The sequence below is a fragment of the Veillonella sp. ICM51a genome (genome assembly GCF_000524355.1).
Lineage (GTDB): Bacteria > Bacillota > Negativicutes > Veillonellales > Veillonellaceae > Veillonella > Veillonella atypica.
Window position 1 is genome coordinate 22,317 of record NZ_JAPX01000001.1, and the last position, 16,852, is coordinate 39,168.

Below are 16,852 nucleotides of genomic sequence, written 5' to 3' on the forward strand. Positions count from 1 at the left end.
ACATTACTCTTATTATACATAAAACAATATATTTACTAAAAGAAAAAGAGCTATATATTTATTCAATATCCGTCATAGAAAAGAATAAAAAATATAACTCTTTTTAAATTTGTTTTAATTTTTAACTTAATCTTCCTTGTGTTCCATAGATTTAGGTAATGTCAAAATCAATAGACCTGCTAGGAACATACAAGCGCCCATTACATAGTAACCGTAAGTAAAGCTACCTGTATGACCGTTGATAAAGCCTAGCATATAAGGGCCAACCCAACCGCCCATATTACCGGATGAATTGATAAGGCCCATCGCACCAGCTGCAGCAGCGCCAGATAAGAATGTAGTCGGCATCGTCCACCATACGCCCATACCACCATACACGCCTACAGCCGTTAAACAGATGAATAACAAGCTAATTTCAGGTGATGGACTATGTGGTGTGGCAATAAAACCTATGGTACCAACAAATAATGTGGTCGCCACATGCCAACGTTTTTCATTGCGTTTCTCTGAGGAATAGCCACAGAAAACTTGTACTAATAAGGCAGCACTCATCGGAATGGCAATAGACCAAGCTACAACACTTGGTGGCCATCCAGATAAGCTTTTAAGCACTTGTGGCATCCAGAAACTGAACCCCCAGAACCCAATAACCCACAAGAAATAAATTAATGCTAATCGCAATACCTTTGGATCTTTCAAGGCTTGCCAAATTGTGTATTTCTTTACGGATTGTTTTTCAGCTTCTTCCTTAGCAAGCTCTTCTTTGATATATTCTTTCTCTGCATCAGTTACCCAAGCGGCTTCTTCTGGTTTTTCTTTCATCCAGAATGCAAAAATGAAAGCAAAGATAACGGCTGGTAATGCTTCTACAATAAACAACGTACGCCATCCATGTAATCCAAAGAATGTCGTATCGAGCAATACGCCTGCTAATGGACCGCCGATAATGTTGGAGAATAACATAGACGTAAGCATTAAGGAAATTGCTTTTGCGCGCTCTCTCGGTAAAAACCAATTAGGTATCAATAAAGAATAGATAACTGGATATAATGACGCTTCACATAAACCTAACAAGAATCGATATAAGAAAAACTCCCACTCTGTCGTCATTGTCGTCATAAGGACACAAACAATGCCCCAACTAAACATGATACGCGCTACCCAGTGCATAGCATTGAATCGTGCCGCTAATAGTGAAGCCGGCACTTCAAATAAAACATAGCCAATAAAGAAAATACCTGCGCCCATACCAAATACTTCTGGCGTTAACCATGGTAAATTCTCCTTCATGGTTAAACCTGCATAAGCGATATTCACACGGTCTAAAAAGGCTATAATAGAAACAATAAATAATGGTAGGATGACATGCAACATGCGCCGCCTTGTAAAATCCTTGAAATCGATGGCCCCACTTTGAGGCTCTGGTACAGATGATGAGTTCATATGAATCCTTTCTACTTACTATATGATACGTACCATAATATATTAAAAAAACAAATGTCCTCTGTCAATGATATTGTATAGAATATAGGAATAACAAATTAGAATATGTAACATACAAAAAGCACCTTATATCTGTTATGTAAAATCTCAATAAAGATTTCTAACAGTATATAAGGTGCTTTCACATACACTATTCAGATATTAGCGTCTATTACCAAAGATACGCAACAAGGATAAGAACAAGTTAATGAAATCGAGATACAAGCTAAGTGCACCAGCAATTTCAATACGATCTAAAATCGTTTCATCTTCAGATAGTGCCAATTGAGTAACACTGTTTTTAATCATGTTTATATCAACAGCCGTAAAGATGGAAAATACCACGACCCCAACGTAGCCAAGAATCAAGCTAATTGTACTATAACTAATGGAACTAAGATATGGAATCGAAAAATACGATGCTGCCATAAACACAAGACTTACGATAATCATACCAAATATAGCAGCCACTAAGTACGGTGTTAATCCGGCTAAATTCTTCTTAGTCGTAAGACCTACAATAGAGAAAGCAACGAAGAATGCCAACGCCCCTATCAATGCAGGTACAGTAGCTTCCATGATGCCATACGCTAACGAAACAAGTGATAAGGTTACGCCATTCAATGCACTATAGATGAAGAACATCGCATATAGGGACATAACATTGGCCTTATACGTGCGCATGCTAAACAAGAATACAACAGCTACTTCTACAATCAATAAAATATTGAAATTGCTAGCTGCAAAGCGCGCCCAAGATGGGTTCATTAGCGTCGCAATACCAATACCCAATGTGGTCAATAAACCAACAACCATCCATAAAATAGAGCCCTTTAACCGTTGAGATACAATACTTTCTACCAATGCTACATCATTAGCATTTGGCGTTTGTGTCATATATGGATTCATAAGAACCTCCTTGCTATTTGTAGTTTATATAGTTTGTTATCTATCTATATATTATACTAAAAATTCTTATTCAACGCCATAAAAACACATTGTATAAAACCAAATCATAAAGAATTTGAGTCCTTCTACCTCACTAGTGACCCACTTTCTGTTATCGCTCCTAAAAAAACACTTTATAGTATGAATATATCTCTATCACAAGATAAGAAAATACTATAAAGTACTTTCATATTAATTAGTAGTAACAGGATCATAATCAGACGGCACCGGAGCAACGATACTCACAAAGACAATATCTTCCGTTCCAGTATTTTTTGCACCATGACATTCACCCTTTTTAGATACTATAACTTGTCCCTTTGTAAAAGGCACCTCGGTATCCGGCGTTGGATAAAACACCCCTGTCCCTTGCAATATAACCCATATATCATCAGAATTATGATGATAATGCTTTGGTAAGGTTTGACCAGGTTTAATAACCCAAACTGAACCACCTGTGGAATCAGTTTGATAAAATGGCGTCCTAACAGCTTTCTCCAAACTCTCAACTTTCACAAGTTCCATATCAAAAATACGTTGATTACTCATAATGTTCACACCTTTCATCGATTAACAACTAACGAGTGCCCGATGCATATTCGCCCATATTTACATCAAGCACTGCTCTCACCGGTTGAACTAGGGAATCCTCATACGGCAATGTCCATTGCACTTTTGAATCCAATTCCCCATTCTCTAGGCCGCTAATAGTATCACCATCACCAACAGGATATCATTTTCTAAAATAAAATACAACATATTATATGCATGAATAACTACATCATCAGGATTCATGCCATGAAAGTGATACTGCACATCAGGCAAGATAAAGCTAAATATAACATACCATTCATTTATAGTATATCAAATGATTACTAGTACCACAATTATTATATAATCCATATTTCATAACAACTTAAAAGATATAACTGTTATAAATATAGCCCGATGATGGTATTCGAACCATGTTCAGCCGTAAGCTGGACGCGCAAGAATATCATCATCGGGCCCCCACAAACGTAATCCGTAGAATACCGCACCCGCTACAATCATGTAGGCGTACAACTACCGATATACTAGAGTTCGTGGTGCGGAACCGCGATAAACACTTGCTCTGTACCGCTGAAGGCGTCACCATCCCCTAGGATAACAATTAAACAAACGACAAAAGACCCTCTCCGTGGTCCGTAGAGGAACTTCAGGCATGTGTGAGTCCTAGGACCATGGAGAGGGTCTTTATTTCAATTATAGCGGTTTACGAACCACGTCGATAATAGAACCATCGCGGTATTCTACGATTGCGATGATATCTTCATCTTTGTCAGATACAGGGATATCTTTTGGTTTACCAACTAAGTCGAATGCTAATTGTTGTAATTCTTCAATTGTGTAGATAGGCAAGTTGCTATCTTTGAAGCGTTCAATCAAATCCGTACGAGCTGGATTGATTGCAATACCGTATTCAGTAACGAGTACGTCAACGGAAGAGCCTGGTGTAATTACAGTAGCTACTTTATCACGAATCATTGGCAAGCGGCCACGAATCAATGGGCAAGTAATAACTGTGCATTTAGCACCTGCTGCTGTATCAGAGTGACCGCCGGAAGCGCCCATCAATACACCGTTGGAGTCAGTCATTACGTTTACGTTGAAATCAAGGTCGATTTCAGTAGCACCAAGGAATACTACGTCGAGGTAGTTTGTAGTGCAGTCTGTCCATGGATTAGCGTACATAGAAGCGGACATTTCGATATGTGCAGGGTTTTTATCCAAGGATGCAGCTGCAGTAGTATCGAATGTTTGAGTGTCATAGATAGCTTTGATTAAGCCTTCTTCAAGCATACCAGTCAAGATACCAGTAGCACCACCGATAGCAAAGCCACCAGCTTCACCGCGTTTGCGAAGTTTTTCAGCAATAAATTTTGCTACAGTCAATGGAGCACCACCAGCGCCCAATTGGAATACGAAGCCTTCTTTAATGATACCCGCTTGGTCAAGGAATTCACCAGCTAGTTCAGCGATTTTAATTTGAATAGGGTTCTTAGTGAAGCCAATTGCACCAGAAGCAATACCTTCTGGGTCGCCGATGCTTTCAACAGGAACAACATAATCTACATCTGTTTGAGGGATGGCATAGTCGTGTACATAGTCAACCAAGTTATCAGTGATGATAACAGTTGTATCTGCATAGTGAGAGTCAACCTTAGCATAGCCAAGTGCACCACATGCGGATTTACCCATACGACCAGTTGCATTGCCGCGAGAGTCAGCTGTAGGAGCAGCCATGAAAGCTACATCGATATGAACTTCGCCAGATTCGATAGCACGAGCACGGCCACCATGAGGACGAATGACAACAGGGCGTTTTAATACGCCAGGGTTTTGTGTTAAGAATTTACCAAGACGATCGCGTAAACCAGATGTTTCGAGAGCTGTAACAGTACCGTCTTGAATCATTTCTACCAAGAAGTCATGGCATGGGGACAAGGAAGAAGACGCGATTGTAATATCTTTAATGCCTTTCGCTTGAACGCGTTCCATAACCATTTTCATAACATAGTCGCCATTGCGCAAATGATGATGGAAGGACAATGTCATGCCATCTTTTACGCCCGCTTTTTCGATTGCTTCATCAATGGAAGCAAGAACTTTATTTGTACCAACACGGCTCATGTGAACAGGTTTACCTGCACGTTTAGCCTTAGGTTCAATTGCGAATTCACCTTGATATACTTCGCGACCTTCTAGTGCTGGGATATTTGTTGGGATATCGCGACCTACTTTATTTAACATCGTATTCTGCTCCTTCCTCTAATTCAACTTTAATGCCTGCTGCACGTGCTTTATCAACTACGCGTTGTGCACGAACTACGATAGGACCATCGATCATTTTACCATCTACGGAGATTACGCCTTTATTGTTGCGCAATGCATCAGCATAGCTGTTCAATACCTTAACGGAATGAGCGATTTCTTTTTCATCAGGAGTGAATACTTCGTGGATAATTTTGATTTGGCTTGGGTGGATACAAGATTTGCCATCGTAACCCAAAGCTTTAATGAATTCAACTTCTTCGCGGAAGCCTTGTGGGTCTTTTACGTCGGAGAATACAGTATCGATGACGCGGATACCTGCTTCACGTGCTGCGTGAAGAATTGTTTGACGAGCGAACAACAATTCAACAGCTGGTTTATGTTTACCTGTACGAAGGTCAGCACGGTAGTCTTCAGCGCCAAGAGCGATAGCAACTACGCGAGGGCCGTGGCAGATTTCACGAACATTGTACAAGCCACGAACGGATTCGATAGCTACGATAATGTTGATTGTACCTTCTGGCCAGCCATTAGCTTTTTCCACTTCTTCAATTTTCTTCGCTACGATTTCAACTTCGGATACGTCTTCAGTTTTAGGTAAACGAATCATATCAGGTTTTGCTGGAACGATAACATCAAGGTCATCATAACCATAAGGTGTTTGTGTAGGATGGTTGATACGAACTACAGTTTCAGCGCGGAATTTACGGGATTTCAATGCTTCTGCAGTCAAAAGACGAGCTGTGTCTTTTTCTGTAATAGGCACGGAATCTTCAATATCGATCATGATGGAGTCAGAACCGTGGATATCAGCACTGTTAATCATTTTTGGTGTATTACCAGGAACGAACATCATGGAACGGGATAAGCGTTTTTTAGCCGCTTCTGTAAGCGGATTAGTTTTTACTTCTGGAAATGTTTTATCGTTAGCCATTATGCTTTGCTCCCCCTTTCTAATGCGCCCAACACGCGAGCTTTAATTGTGTAATCCCAAGCATTTTTATCTTGTACAGTTACTTTTACGCCATCAAAACCAGCTTCTTTAACTGTATTCAAGATAACAGATTTAATTTGGTCGCCATATTGACGCATAACTTTGGAAGTCAATTCGATTTCGATGCCGCTAGCAATCGGTTCTACCGTAACTAATGCATCATTTTTTTCGTCGAAGCCTGCTTGCGCAGCTTTCACTAATTGTGCCATGTTACATCCTTTCTTTATAAAAGATTTATAAAACCCAAATCTGTACAGGCTCGTCGCGAGAGCCTTGTACAAATATTGAATACAACTAATTAAATTCTAACACTCCATTGTAAAAGTTTCACTTACATGAAACCAACAATTTTCCACCAAGGAATACCGATTACGAAGTTCAATACTAAACATACAACGGCAGAGATGAGACCAACAGTCCACCAATCTTTTACATTGTTGTAACCAGCAGAGAAGATAATTGGACCAGGTGCTGCACCATAGTGAGTTACAGATCCACCATACGCATTTGTACCAATCAAAACGAAAGCTAGTAATGTAGGATCGATACCTGCATTAACACCTACAATCAAAAATACTGGAAGCATTGCGGAGATGTAAGCAGTACCAGATGCAAAGAAGTAACGAACTGCAACGGAGATAACAGCAATAAGGAGGAGCATCATAAATGGATCTAAACCAAAATTCATATGCACTTCTAAGTATTTTGCTAACCATTCAAAGAATTTCCCTTTTGTCAATGCAGAGGATAAACCCAAAATACCACCGAACCAGATTAATGTATTCCAAGCGGCTTTAGTTTTGAGCAAATCATCCCATGTTATGATACCAAATACAAATGTTGCAAGCATTGCTACGACAGCAACAGCAGTAGCATCAATTTTAATATCAAATGTTGGAAGAATCCATCCCACAATTGCAAGAAGTGCAATTACGATAAGGCCCTTTTCAGAACCTTTCATAGGTCCTAATTCAGCTAAACCGTCGGCAGCAATTTTCTTGTTATCGATTTCTTTTACAGATGGGCGTTCATACATATAACCAATAAGAGGAATGAACATTAACATGATGAGACCCGGAACAAACATAGCTAAAGCCCATTGCCCCCAGTTCAAAGATACGCCTGTTAATTTTGTTACAAAATCAAGAGCTAAATAGTTTGGTGCCATCGCTGTGGCGAACAAGAAGGATGTTACCTTAGTTGCAAAATAACCATTTTGCAAGAGATATGCACCTGCTTTTTTAGCAGTTTCACCTGGATGAGAACCAACGGCTTCTGCAATGGACAAGTTGATTGGGTATACGATACCTGCTGCACGAGCTGTATTAGACGGTGTTGCAGGGGATAAAATCAAATCAAGAAATGCAGTTACATAACCAAGACGAAGTGTAGTACTACCGAATGCGCGAACTAAATGATACGCAATACGGTGTCCAAGTCCAGTTTTACCAAACGCAACGGATAATGCAAAAGCTGCAAAGATTAACCATAATGCTGTATTGCTATAACCAACTAATACATCTTTTACATTGTTTAATAAAATAGAAGATGTGGCAACACCTAATAATACTGTAATAGGTACTGGAAATGGTTTTAATACCAAACCCACGATTGTTGCTAAATAAATACCAAATAAGTGCCATACTTGTGGTTTAAGGCCTTCTGGTGTGCCCCCGAACCACGCAATTGCGACGATGGCAGCCATAACGGCAACGCGCCATAATTTGTCTTTCATGTGTGTTTTTACCTTTCTTAACTAACTTAGGCATACATAAGATCATCTATTCCTTGGCAACATAATCGCTCGCGACATCAATTACATTGTTTAAGTTTACATTCATTATAGATGCTTAGTAGAATAATGAAAAATAGATTACCTTTATAGGGGGCATAAAAATTTTTATAACTGTCATTCATACTTTTTATGCATTTTACTCATAGTTTTTTAGGTGTAAATGTAAAAAATGCATGTATACATCTCAAAAAGATGTATACATGCACTTACATGTTATGATTGATATTCTCTAAAAATACTATCGTCTACGACAGTGTGTTTTTTATAGTAATCTCGTACGTACTCAATGAACGTTTTAACGGCAATTAAATTAGCCGATTCTTTTGTGTATACCATATTGGTATCACGCGTTATATATGTTCCATCCTTGCTACGCAATGGGCTAACATAAATATCCTTATCCTTACAAGATCCAAGACCCATATAAGTTAGAATAGACCATCCTAGACCGGCCCGCACAAAGTGACGACATGTACTCATGGAATTAACATCCATCGCTACAATGGGAGGTTCTTCAAAATGCTCAGCACACCATTTTTCAATGATGTTAGCTACCGATGCATCGGTTTGATATCGAATAAAAGGCACCTTCTCTAACGATTCTGGTGGCACTAACTCTTTATATACCAAGCAATACGGTTCTTCCAATAACAATTCTGAATTGCCTGATACTTCATATCCACCACGTGCAAAGCCAACCATACAATCACCGGTATTAAACATCTTTACAACTTGATGGCTGAAAGCTGTCTTAACTTGAATATGTACATCTGGATACTGTTCGCGGAACGATTTCAACAAAGCTGGTAATTCATAATCTGCAAAATTGATAGATGATGCAATCTTCAATGTACCTTGAATCTTACCAGTAGACGACGTCAATGCATGGTCTAAGGCCTCTCTATCATGCAGCATGCGTTTGCAATAGTCATAATAGATTTCACCTTGTGGCGTCAATGCAATACCTTCTGTGGTACGAAGCAACAAGGAGTACCCTACGCTATCCTCTAAATGACGCAGTCGATAGCTCAAAGCAGGTTGCGAAACAAATAACTTTTCAGCTGCTTTTGTTATATTACCTTCATCCACAACGGTTACAAAGGTACGCCATTCTTTATCATCCATAGTCGTACTCCTTTTTATGACCAACCTATTTACATTATATATTGCTTATCTAGCATTCGCAATGCCTGCAAAGACTTTGCCCCGTTCACCATCGATGGTAACCTCTGCGCCTTCAAGCAATACGTCATAAGCGTCTTTGGCGCCTAAGATGACAGGAATACCATACGTAATGCCTGCAATAGCACTATCCGATGTGTATCCATCTTCAACAGAAATGATACCGCCCGCTCGTTTAGCAATATTCATCAATTCTGGTTCCATAGTCCCTACTACGAGGATATCGCCAGATTGGAAACTTTCATAATCCTTCTTATGATTAGCCGCAATAAATACGCGACCCGTAGCGGATTTACGCAAAATACCATTGCCAGACAACAATACCTTGCCTGCAATATGGACGCGAATCATATTCGTAGTCCCTGTAGAGCCAGATGGTACACCGGCCGTAACGACAACTAGATCACCAGAGTTGATGGCATTTGCCCCGAGAGCACCGGTAATCGCCTGTTTTACCATTTCATCAGAGTTGATATTTTCGCTCCCCTTGATAGCCTCGACACCCCAGCACAATTGCATGCGGCGAATCGTTTCATCATGTGGTGTAATAGCGATAATTTTGCAATCTGGACGGTGACGAGCCACACTAATTGCAGTATGACCAGATTCGGTACATGTCAAAATAGCTGCTGCCCCAAGATCACTCGCAACGCGCACACTGGCCAAACATACAGCTTCAGTAGTAGTCACATCAACGCTTTCCTGCGTTCTGCTCTTATGATCATAAATGACGGATTGCTCCGTTACCTCTGCAATACGTGTCATCGTTGTAACAGCTTCTACAGGGTATGAACCATTAGCCGTTTCGCCAGACAACATAATCGCATCGGTACCATCTAAGATGGCATTGGCCACATCACTCGCCTCGGCACGAGTTGGACGAGGGTTTTGAATCATAGATTCCAACATTTGCGTAGCCGTAATAACAGGTTTGCCAAGACGATTACATTTTTCAATCATCATCTTTTGCAATACCGGTACTTCTTCGGCCGGAATTTCTACGCCTAAATCACCACGGGCAATCATAAGACCATCCGCTACATCGAGGATTTCATCAATATTATTGACCCCTTCAGCATTTTCAATTTTGGCGATAATCTTAATATCCTTTTGTTCAGATTCCAAGATACGGCGAATAGCCACTACATCCTTAGCGCGTTGCATAAAAGATGCGGCCACAAAGTCCACACCTTGTTGGCAACCAAAGCGCAAATCTAATTCATCTTGCTCGGATACAGGTGGCAGGCTAAGCGCTACGCCTGGCACGGCCACCCGTTTACGATTGCCGATTTCGCCGCTGTTTTGAACGGTGGTAATGATGTTATTACCTTCAATAGCATCGATGGTCAATCTAACAAGGCCATCAGCTAAGAGAACCGTATCGCCAACATGCACATCGCCTACTAAACCTTTATGGTTTACAGTACTAATCTCTGACGTGCCTTCCACGTCATCCGTAGTCAATGTAAATTGTTGCCCTGCTTCGAGAAATACCTTGCCTTCTTTAAACAGTCCTAGACGAACCTCAGGGCCCTTTGTATCGAGCAATAATGCGATTGGTTTATTGACAATCATCGCCGCATCACGCACCATTTGCATGCGCTCTGCTTGCTCTTCATGTGAACCATGAGAGAAGTTAAAACGAGCCACATTCATGCCAGCGCGCATCATATCTTCTAAAATACCGAATTTATCCGTGCCCGGACCTACGGTACATACGATTTTTGTACGTTTCATATATCCTCCTAAATGGGATGGTATTTAATATACTCTATTGCACCTCTACGGCACCTTCACCTAACACCGCTTCAATGCGTGCGATGATTTCATCTGTAGGTGCAAAGCATAATTGAGGTGATAAATTAATTCGTTTTCGTTGTTTGTGTAAATATAATGCTGTCGGGACTTGCCCTTCTGCTTGTGAAAGTATTTCCTTCAACGCATTGCTATTTTCTGGCGTATCATAGGCACCTCGAATATGGATAGCGATTTGTCGCGCATTGTTGTAATTTACCTTTAATGGTGCAATGCGATCAGCAATAATTTGCACGCCCTTTTCATCCGCATCAACGCGACCTCGCACCTTAACGACCATATCAACAGCTAAGAATTGTTGACTCTGTGCAAATACCTTCGGAAATGCTACCACTTGAGCGGAACCAGAGTAATCTTCGATGCGAAGAATACTCATAACATCGCCCCGTTTTGTAGGTCTATCCCCTCTTTCAGCAATGAGACCGCCAAAGGTAATCGTTTGACCATCAAAACGCTCTGGGTTTTCAAGGAGTTGCCCCAGTTCAAAAAGGCCTTTCAATTCCTTGTTATAGCCTTGCAATGGATGGCCCGTAATATAGAATCCTGTGTAGTCCTTTTCATCCTTCAATTTATCATCTTCCGATAAATCAGGTAAATTCGGTACCGGAATCATATCGACGTCATCCGTGCTTTCACCAAAGAGACTCATAGTCCCCATGGCAGCATCCTTTTGCTGCTTAGCCCCTACAGCCTGTGCACTTTCATACATATGCAATAACTGATTGCGGTTTTCCTCAAATCCGTCCATAGCACCGCAGCGAATTAAGCTTTCAAGCAACCGTTTATTAACGACCTTGCTATCTACGCGACGACAAAAATCGGTAATGCTCGTATAGAGCCCATTGGCCTCACGTTCTGTAATGAGTCGATCGATAGCATTATCCCCTACGTTCTTGATGCCCCCAAGGCCAAAGCGAATGGCATCACCTTGTACAGCAAAGCTACGCAAGGAATGGTTTACATCGGGACCGAGGACCTGCACATTATGTTTTTTACATGCATTGATATAGTAGGTGAGCTTATCCATATTTTGCATAAAGCTGGTCATGGTAGCGGCCATAAATTCTGGGAAGTAATGCGCCTTAAGATACGCCGTTTGATACGCAATATACGCATAGGCCGCACTATGGGATTTATTAAAGCCATAGCCGGCGAAGTAAACGAGCAAGTCAAATACTTCATTTGCAATGGAGTCTTCGATGCCATTATTGATAGAACCTTGTATAAAGGATTCACGCTGCGCCTTGAGGACGGATTCTTTTTTCTTACCCATCGCACGACGCATTAAATCCGCTTGGCCAAGAGAGAAACCACCCATGGCAGACGCAATTTGCATAACCTGTTCTTGGTAGAGAATAACGCCGAACGTATCTTTCAAAATAGGTTCCAAAATCGGATGTAAATAAGTCACCTCTTTTTTACCATGACGACGATCGACAAAATCCGCCACCATGCCAGATCCCAAAGGACCTGGGCGATAGAGTGCAACGAGAGGGATTAAATCCTCAAAATGCTCCGGCTTCAAATCCATAACGAGCTTGGTAATCCCATCGGACTCAAGCTGGAACACACCCGATGTATCGCCCTTGGTAAGGAGCTCACAAGCCTCTTTATCATCTAATGGGATAGCATCTAAATCGAGGTCAATACCTCGGTTTGCCTTGATGAGCTTAAGGGCATCCCCCATAACGGTTAATGTACGGAGGCCCAAAAAGTCCATCTTTAACAGGCCTAATTCTTCGATATTATCCTTATCATATTGAGTGACAAAACCTTCTTCATTAGAGTTTTGTACAGGCACATGGTCATCTAGAGGATCCGCAGAAATTACAACGCCTGCTGCATGAGTGGACGAGTTACGTGCAATACCTTCTAGTTTTTGACCAAAATCAAATAGCTCTTTTACATTAGGGTCTGTATCATATAGAGTTTTTAAATCTTTACCCTTTAAAGCCTTTTCTAAGGTGATGCCCAATTCATTAGGAATCATCTTCGCAATGCGATTGACCTCAGCTAATGGTAAATCGAGCACACGACCTACGTCACGAATAACGGCGCGGGCCGCTTCTGTACCAAAGGTGATGATTTGAGACACGCGAGCCTGTCCATATTTTCGCGTTACGTAATCGATGGCTTCACCCCGCTTTTCATAGCAGAAGTCAATATCAATATCAGGCATGCTTACCCGTTCTGGGTTTAAAAACCGTTCAAAGAGCAAATCGTATTGTAATGGGTCGAGCCCTGTGATACCTAATAAATAAGCTACTACAGAACCTGCCGCAGAGCCACGACCTGGGCCTACAAGGATATCGTGTTCACGCGCATAACGCACATAGTCCCATACGATAAGGAAATAGTCTTCAAAGCCCATCGTTCCGATAACATCGAGTTCGTAGTCAAGACGTTTTTTGAGTTCTTCCGAGGTATCGCCATATAAACGAGGTATTTCTCGTTCACAGACCTTGCGTAAATAAGTCTTAGACGTTTCGCCCTCAGGCACATCAAAGTGCGGCAAATGGTGTTCATTAAAATTAAATTCTACATTACATCGGTCTGCAATCTTTACTGTATTTTCTAATGCTCCAGGGATGTGTCCAAAGAGCTCCGCCATCTCGTCCCCAGATTTGAGATAGAACTCATCATTAGGGAATTTCAAACGATCTACTTCGGCGCGACGTCGGCCCGTTTGAATACAAACGCGGATATCCTGAGCATCAGCGTCGTCTTTCATAACATAGTGGAAATCATTGGACGCCACGATGCCTAGGCCATATTCGTCAGCTAATTGGCATAGCACTTGCTGAGCCCGTAACTCTTCAGGTAAACCGTGATTTTGAATTTCTAAAAAGAAATTATCTTTACCGAAGGTTTCGATGTACCACTCAACAGCGCGGCGGGCCCCCTCCATATTATCTTGCAGAATATATTGAGGTACTTCCCCTTGAATACACGCACTAAGGGCAATAATGCCCTTGCTGTATTGGCGCAACAAATCATGGTCAGCACGGGGCTTATAATTAAAACCTTCCGTAGAGGCCTTTGATACAATTTTAACAAGGTTTCGATAGCCTTCCATCGTTTCGGCTAGCAAAATAAGATGTTTTAATCGCTCACGGCTACGCCCTTCTGGTTTATCAAGGCGGCTACCTTCTGTGACATACACTTCACACCCAATAATCGGTTTAATGCCTTGTGCCACACATTCTTTATAAAAATAGATGGCTGCATACATATTGCCATGGTCCGTAATGGCAAGGGCTGGTTGTTCCAGTTCCTTCGCGCGGCGCACCATATCCGGCAAACGACTGATGCCGTCCAATAAACTAAACTCCGTATGACTATGTAAATGTACAAATGGCTTCATGGTACACCTCCTTACGGTCTATGTGCAAAATAGATATTTAACGATTTCTTGCGGGCTTTCCAATCTGGTAAAAATTGGGCCACTAAATTGTGAAAGTTCTTGGAGTGATCCAAGTATTTAAAATGGGCAAACTCATGGACCATAACGTATTCAATATAGGCCTGAGGTCCTTCTAATAAACGCATATTCATCTTAATGAGCTGCTTTGATGGCGTACAAGAACCCCAACGACTCTTCATGTGCTGTTGCTTTACCGTTGGCATGGGAACATCAATATGTTGCTGGTGAAAGCGTTGATATACGACCTTCGCCCAATGGGTAAACACCTTTTCCCCTAGCTGGCGCCAAAAGGTTTGCATTAATTTATGCTTGTCTTCATAGGTGTAATCAGATTTAACGAACATCACCATGCGATTAGAACCATCAAACTTAATATGTGGCTTGCCAGATGTTTCTAGCACCTCTAGTGAAACAGGCATGCCCAAAATAGATACAGTTTCACCAGTTACATATTGTAAGGCCTCTATCCGTTGTGCCGTCAATGCTTCTAATTTAAAACGAGCCCGCTCAATAAAAGGCATATTTTCAATAACAAACGCATCGATGCGATGATCTGGTACATAAGCATTCGCCGAAACATGGACACTACCATCCTTGTGAACACGCATGTTTATATTCTTTACACGCTTGATTGTTAATTCATATTCAATTGTGTCACCATTGTAGGTAATAGACCGAGTTGTTGAAGTATTCATACCTTTTATTTTATCATAAAACACTCATAAATTCGTTAAAATCTGGAGATTTTAATAGGAGTTATTCGATATATGCAACAATAAATAAAAAATAACAGATAGCTGATTGATGTTAATCAGCTATCTGTTATTTTACTAGGGGATAACAAAAACAGCTAAATATATTGTATGTATATTCAATTCTCTAAATCACTAACTACATTACATCATAGCTTAATATCCAAAAGTTATAACTATACAAATAAAATATTTAAATTATTTCTCAACATATAACTCAAGCTCAATATTATTCTTATAATCTAGAACCATTAGGGTATATGTATCACCATTAACTATTTTTCTATATACCCCATCTTTATAACTCCACCCTAAGCCTTCTAACTGAGTTCTAAAAACTTCCCCTTTATAAGAAAGTTTAGCAATAAAATGAGGCGTCAAAGAACCTAGTCTCAATACTTTAGGATTAATATATAAAACTTCACTTTGAGTAGAGTTTTGAATATCTCTAAATTCAGACCAATAATTCTCAAAATTAGAAGTATATTTAAGCTGTAAAAAATTATCAAAGGCTCCCCCTATACTAGCAGAAAGTAGTAATCCTATAATAAGTCCCACCCCAACAAAAAATATCTTTAAGATTTTCATAAATCTCACCTACTAAAAAATACTAATTACTAGACGTCCATCACTAAAATTAAACAGATAATTATTATCATCATAGTTAGATTTATATAACATATATTCTTTAGATAGAACTATATAGTCTAATACTAGCTTATCCTCAAAATTTTTATTTTGTTCTCCAAAAACTGTAACTTGCGTAGATTCAGATGCACCAAGTCTATGGAATAGTTTTGTCCAAGATATTTTTTCTAATACTCCAGCATTATACAATTTAAATGCTTCATTATATAAATTTGATGCATATGGATATCTATTCATAAAATAGTAATTACTAAAATTTACTACAGAAAAAATAATAGTACTAGTCAATATCCCTAAAAGCAAATATTTTAAAACGAACTTTATATTCATTATTAATATCGTCTCCAATACATTTTACTAGCATATTTATCAAAAAATTTTTTATCGCTAGTTCATTAATCCCTGCTGCTACAGCTCCCGATCCATTTGGATTACCTGCCAATTGTGCCGCAATTTCACCAATCGCAGCATGTAATGCTACCTTCTGTGCTGAACCATCTTTCCAGTCGTATTTATCACTTAAGCGATGTACTTCTTCAAAAGCATTTTTAACAAATAAACGTGCCAACTCCTGACGTTCTTCGATTTTCTTTTTATCAAAAATCTTATCTAATTGATGTAGCGTATTCTCTGTATTGGTATTAATCGTCTTAGTATCAATTTCTTTACCATCTACTGTTAGTATACCATCAGAAATAGCAGATTGAGTAATAGAGTTCGCTTTACCTTTAGAGCCTACGCTAGCACTAATACTACCAGTTGGATCCTTGAAATTAGGTTCAGAGGAAATAGAGAAGCCATCAGACTTACTGTGTTCTTTAAAGTTATCTACATCTTGTAAGCTTTGAATATGTAAATCATGACCCGTATCAACTTCAACTTTCTTACCAGATACAGTAGAGCCAATCATATTCGTATCTCGCTTTGCTTTAAGTTGTGCTAATTGTGCTGCTCTAATCGTCGTTGGTACATAACTTTCTTGATGGGTATCGCCATTC

General features: G+C 40.1%; 14 protein-coding genes. All 14 read right to left on the reverse strand.

The genetic code is table 11. The features are described 5' to 3' along the window. Positions 1-126 precede the first annotated feature (126 nt). The gene (locus HMPREF1504_RS00085; protein ID WP_038122475.1) at positions 127-1,443 is read right to left on the reverse strand and encodes an MFS transporter; all 1,317 of its coding nucleotides are present in this window, start codon (positions 1,441-1,443) and stop codon (positions 127-129) included. A gap of 201 nt (positions 1,444-1,644) precedes the next feature. Next, positions 1,645-2,391, reverse strand: coding sequence for a Bax inhibitor-1/YccA family protein (locus HMPREF1504_RS00090; RefSeq protein ID WP_038122476.1), 747 nt, complete (start codon positions 2,389-2,391; stop codon positions 1,645-1,647). Between the two features lie 231 nt (positions 2,392-2,622). Further along, positions 2,623-2,979 carry a cupin domain-containing protein gene (locus HMPREF1504_RS00095; RefSeq protein ID WP_038122478.1) on the reverse strand — a complete coding sequence of 119 codons (357 nt, stop codon included), beginning with the start codon at positions 2,977-2,979 and terminating at the stop codon, positions 2,623-2,625. A gap of 147 nt (positions 2,980-3,126) precedes the next feature. Then, positions 3,127-3,225, reverse strand: a complete 99-nt coding sequence (locus HMPREF1504_RS10645) for a hypothetical protein (RefSeq protein ID WP_287509569.1) — start codon at positions 3,223-3,225, stop codon at positions 3,127-3,129. 450 nt (positions 3,226-3,675) lie between these two features. Further along, positions 3,676-5,223, reverse strand: coding sequence for a citrate lyase subunit alpha (citF, locus tag HMPREF1504_RS00100; RefSeq protein WP_038122479.1), 1,548 nt, complete (start codon positions 5,221-5,223; stop codon positions 3,676-3,678). Further along, entirely contained in the window at positions 5,213-6,178 is a 966-nt protein-coding gene (locus HMPREF1504_RS00105) for a CoA ester lyase (protein WP_005382238.1), read from the reverse strand. Before HMPREF1504_RS00105 ends, citF begins: the two co-directional genes overlap by 11 nt. Then, complete coding sequence (citD, locus tag HMPREF1504_RS00110) at positions 6,178-6,447, reverse strand: citrate lyase acyl carrier protein (RefSeq protein WP_005379312.1); 270 nt, start codon at positions 6,445-6,447, stop codon at positions 6,178-6,180. The genes HMPREF1504_RS00105 and citD overlap by 1 nt, the downstream gene beginning before the upstream one ends. 122 nt (positions 6,448-6,569) lie before the next feature. Continuing rightward, positions 6,570-7,973 carry a DASS family sodium-coupled anion symporter gene (locus HMPREF1504_RS00115; RefSeq protein WP_009660759.1) on the reverse strand — a complete coding sequence of 468 codons (1,404 nt, stop codon included), beginning with the start codon at positions 7,971-7,973 and terminating at the stop codon, positions 6,570-6,572. Between the two features lie 273 nt (positions 7,974-8,246). Then, a complete protein-coding gene (locus HMPREF1504_RS00120; RefSeq protein ID WP_038122485.1) occupies positions 8,247-9,158 on the reverse strand; it encodes a LysR family transcriptional regulator in 912 nt (303 codons plus the stop codon). Positions 9,159-9,203: 45 nt separating this feature from the next. Next, positions 9,204-10,952, reverse strand: a complete 1,749-nt coding sequence (gene pyk / locus HMPREF1504_RS00125) for a pyruvate kinase (protein ID WP_038122487.1) — start codon at positions 10,950-10,952, stop codon at positions 9,204-9,206. A 34-nt stretch (positions 10,953-10,986) separates the two neighbouring features. Further along, complete coding sequence (locus HMPREF1504_RS00130) at positions 10,987-14,394, reverse strand: DNA polymerase III subunit alpha (protein WP_038122488.1); 3,408 nt, start codon at positions 14,392-14,394, stop codon at positions 10,987-10,989. 11 nt (positions 14,395-14,405) lie between these two features. Continuing rightward, a complete protein-coding gene (locus tag HMPREF1504_RS00135; protein ID WP_038122489.1) occupies positions 14,406-15,173 on the reverse strand; it encodes a M48 family metallopeptidase in 768 nt (255 codons plus the stop codon). 231 nt (positions 15,174-15,404) lie between these two features. Next, positions 15,405-15,794, reverse strand: a complete 390-nt coding sequence (locus tag HMPREF1504_RS00140; RefSeq protein ID WP_038122491.1) for a hypothetical protein — start codon at positions 15,792-15,794, stop codon at positions 15,405-15,407. 340 nt (positions 15,795-16,134) lie between these two features. Beyond that, positions 16,135-16,852, reverse strand: a 718-nt coding sequence (locus HMPREF1504_RS10035; protein WP_232203303.1) for a hemagglutinin repeat-containing protein, incomplete at its 5' end; no start/stop codon positions are given.

Excerpts from the sequence above, each read along its gene's own strand:
- HMPREF1504_RS00085 (WP_038122475.1), bottom strand. The coding sequence starts at position 1,443 with ATGAACTCATCATCTGTACCAGAGCCTCAAAGTGGGGCCATCGATTTC.
- HMPREF1504_RS00090 (WP_038122476.1), bottom strand. The coding sequence starts at position 2,391 with ATGAATCCATATATGACACAAACGCCAAATGCTAATGATGTAGCATTG.
- HMPREF1504_RS00095 (WP_038122478.1), bottom strand. The coding sequence starts at position 2,979 with ATGAGTAATCAACGTATTTTTGATATGGAACTTGTGAAAGTTGAGAGT.
- HMPREF1504_RS10645 (WP_287509569.1), bottom strand. The coding sequence starts at position 3,225 with ATGAATCCTGATGATGTAGTTATTCATGCATATAATATGTTGTATTTT.
- citF (WP_038122479.1), bottom strand. The coding sequence starts at position 5,223 with ATGTTAAATAAAGTAGGTCGCGATATCCCAACAAATATCCCAGCACTA.
- HMPREF1504_RS00105 (WP_005382238.1), bottom strand. The coding sequence starts at position 6,178 with ATGGCTAACGATAAAACATTTCCAGAAGTAAAAACTAATCCGCTTACA.
- citD (WP_005379312.1), bottom strand. The coding sequence starts at position 6,447 with ATGGCACAATTAGTGAAAGCTGCGCAAGCAGGCTTCGACGAAAAAAAT.
- HMPREF1504_RS00115 (WP_009660759.1), bottom strand. The coding sequence starts at position 7,973 with ATGAAAGACAAATTATGGCGCGTTGCCGTTATGGCTGCCATCGTCGCA.
- HMPREF1504_RS00120 (WP_038122485.1), bottom strand. The coding sequence starts at position 9,158 with ATGGATGATAAAGAATGGCGTACCTTTGTAACCGTTGTGGATGAAGGT.
- pyk (WP_038122487.1), bottom strand. The coding sequence starts at position 10,952 with ATGAAACGTACAAAAATCGTATGTACCGTAGGTCCGGGCACGGATAAA.
- HMPREF1504_RS00130 (WP_038122488.1), bottom strand. The coding sequence starts at position 14,394 with ATGAAGCCATTTGTACATTTACATAGTCATACGGAGTTTAGTTTATTG.
- HMPREF1504_RS00140 (WP_038122491.1), bottom strand. The coding sequence starts at position 15,794 with ATGAAAATCTTAAAGATATTTTTTGTTGGGGTGGGACTTATTATAGGA.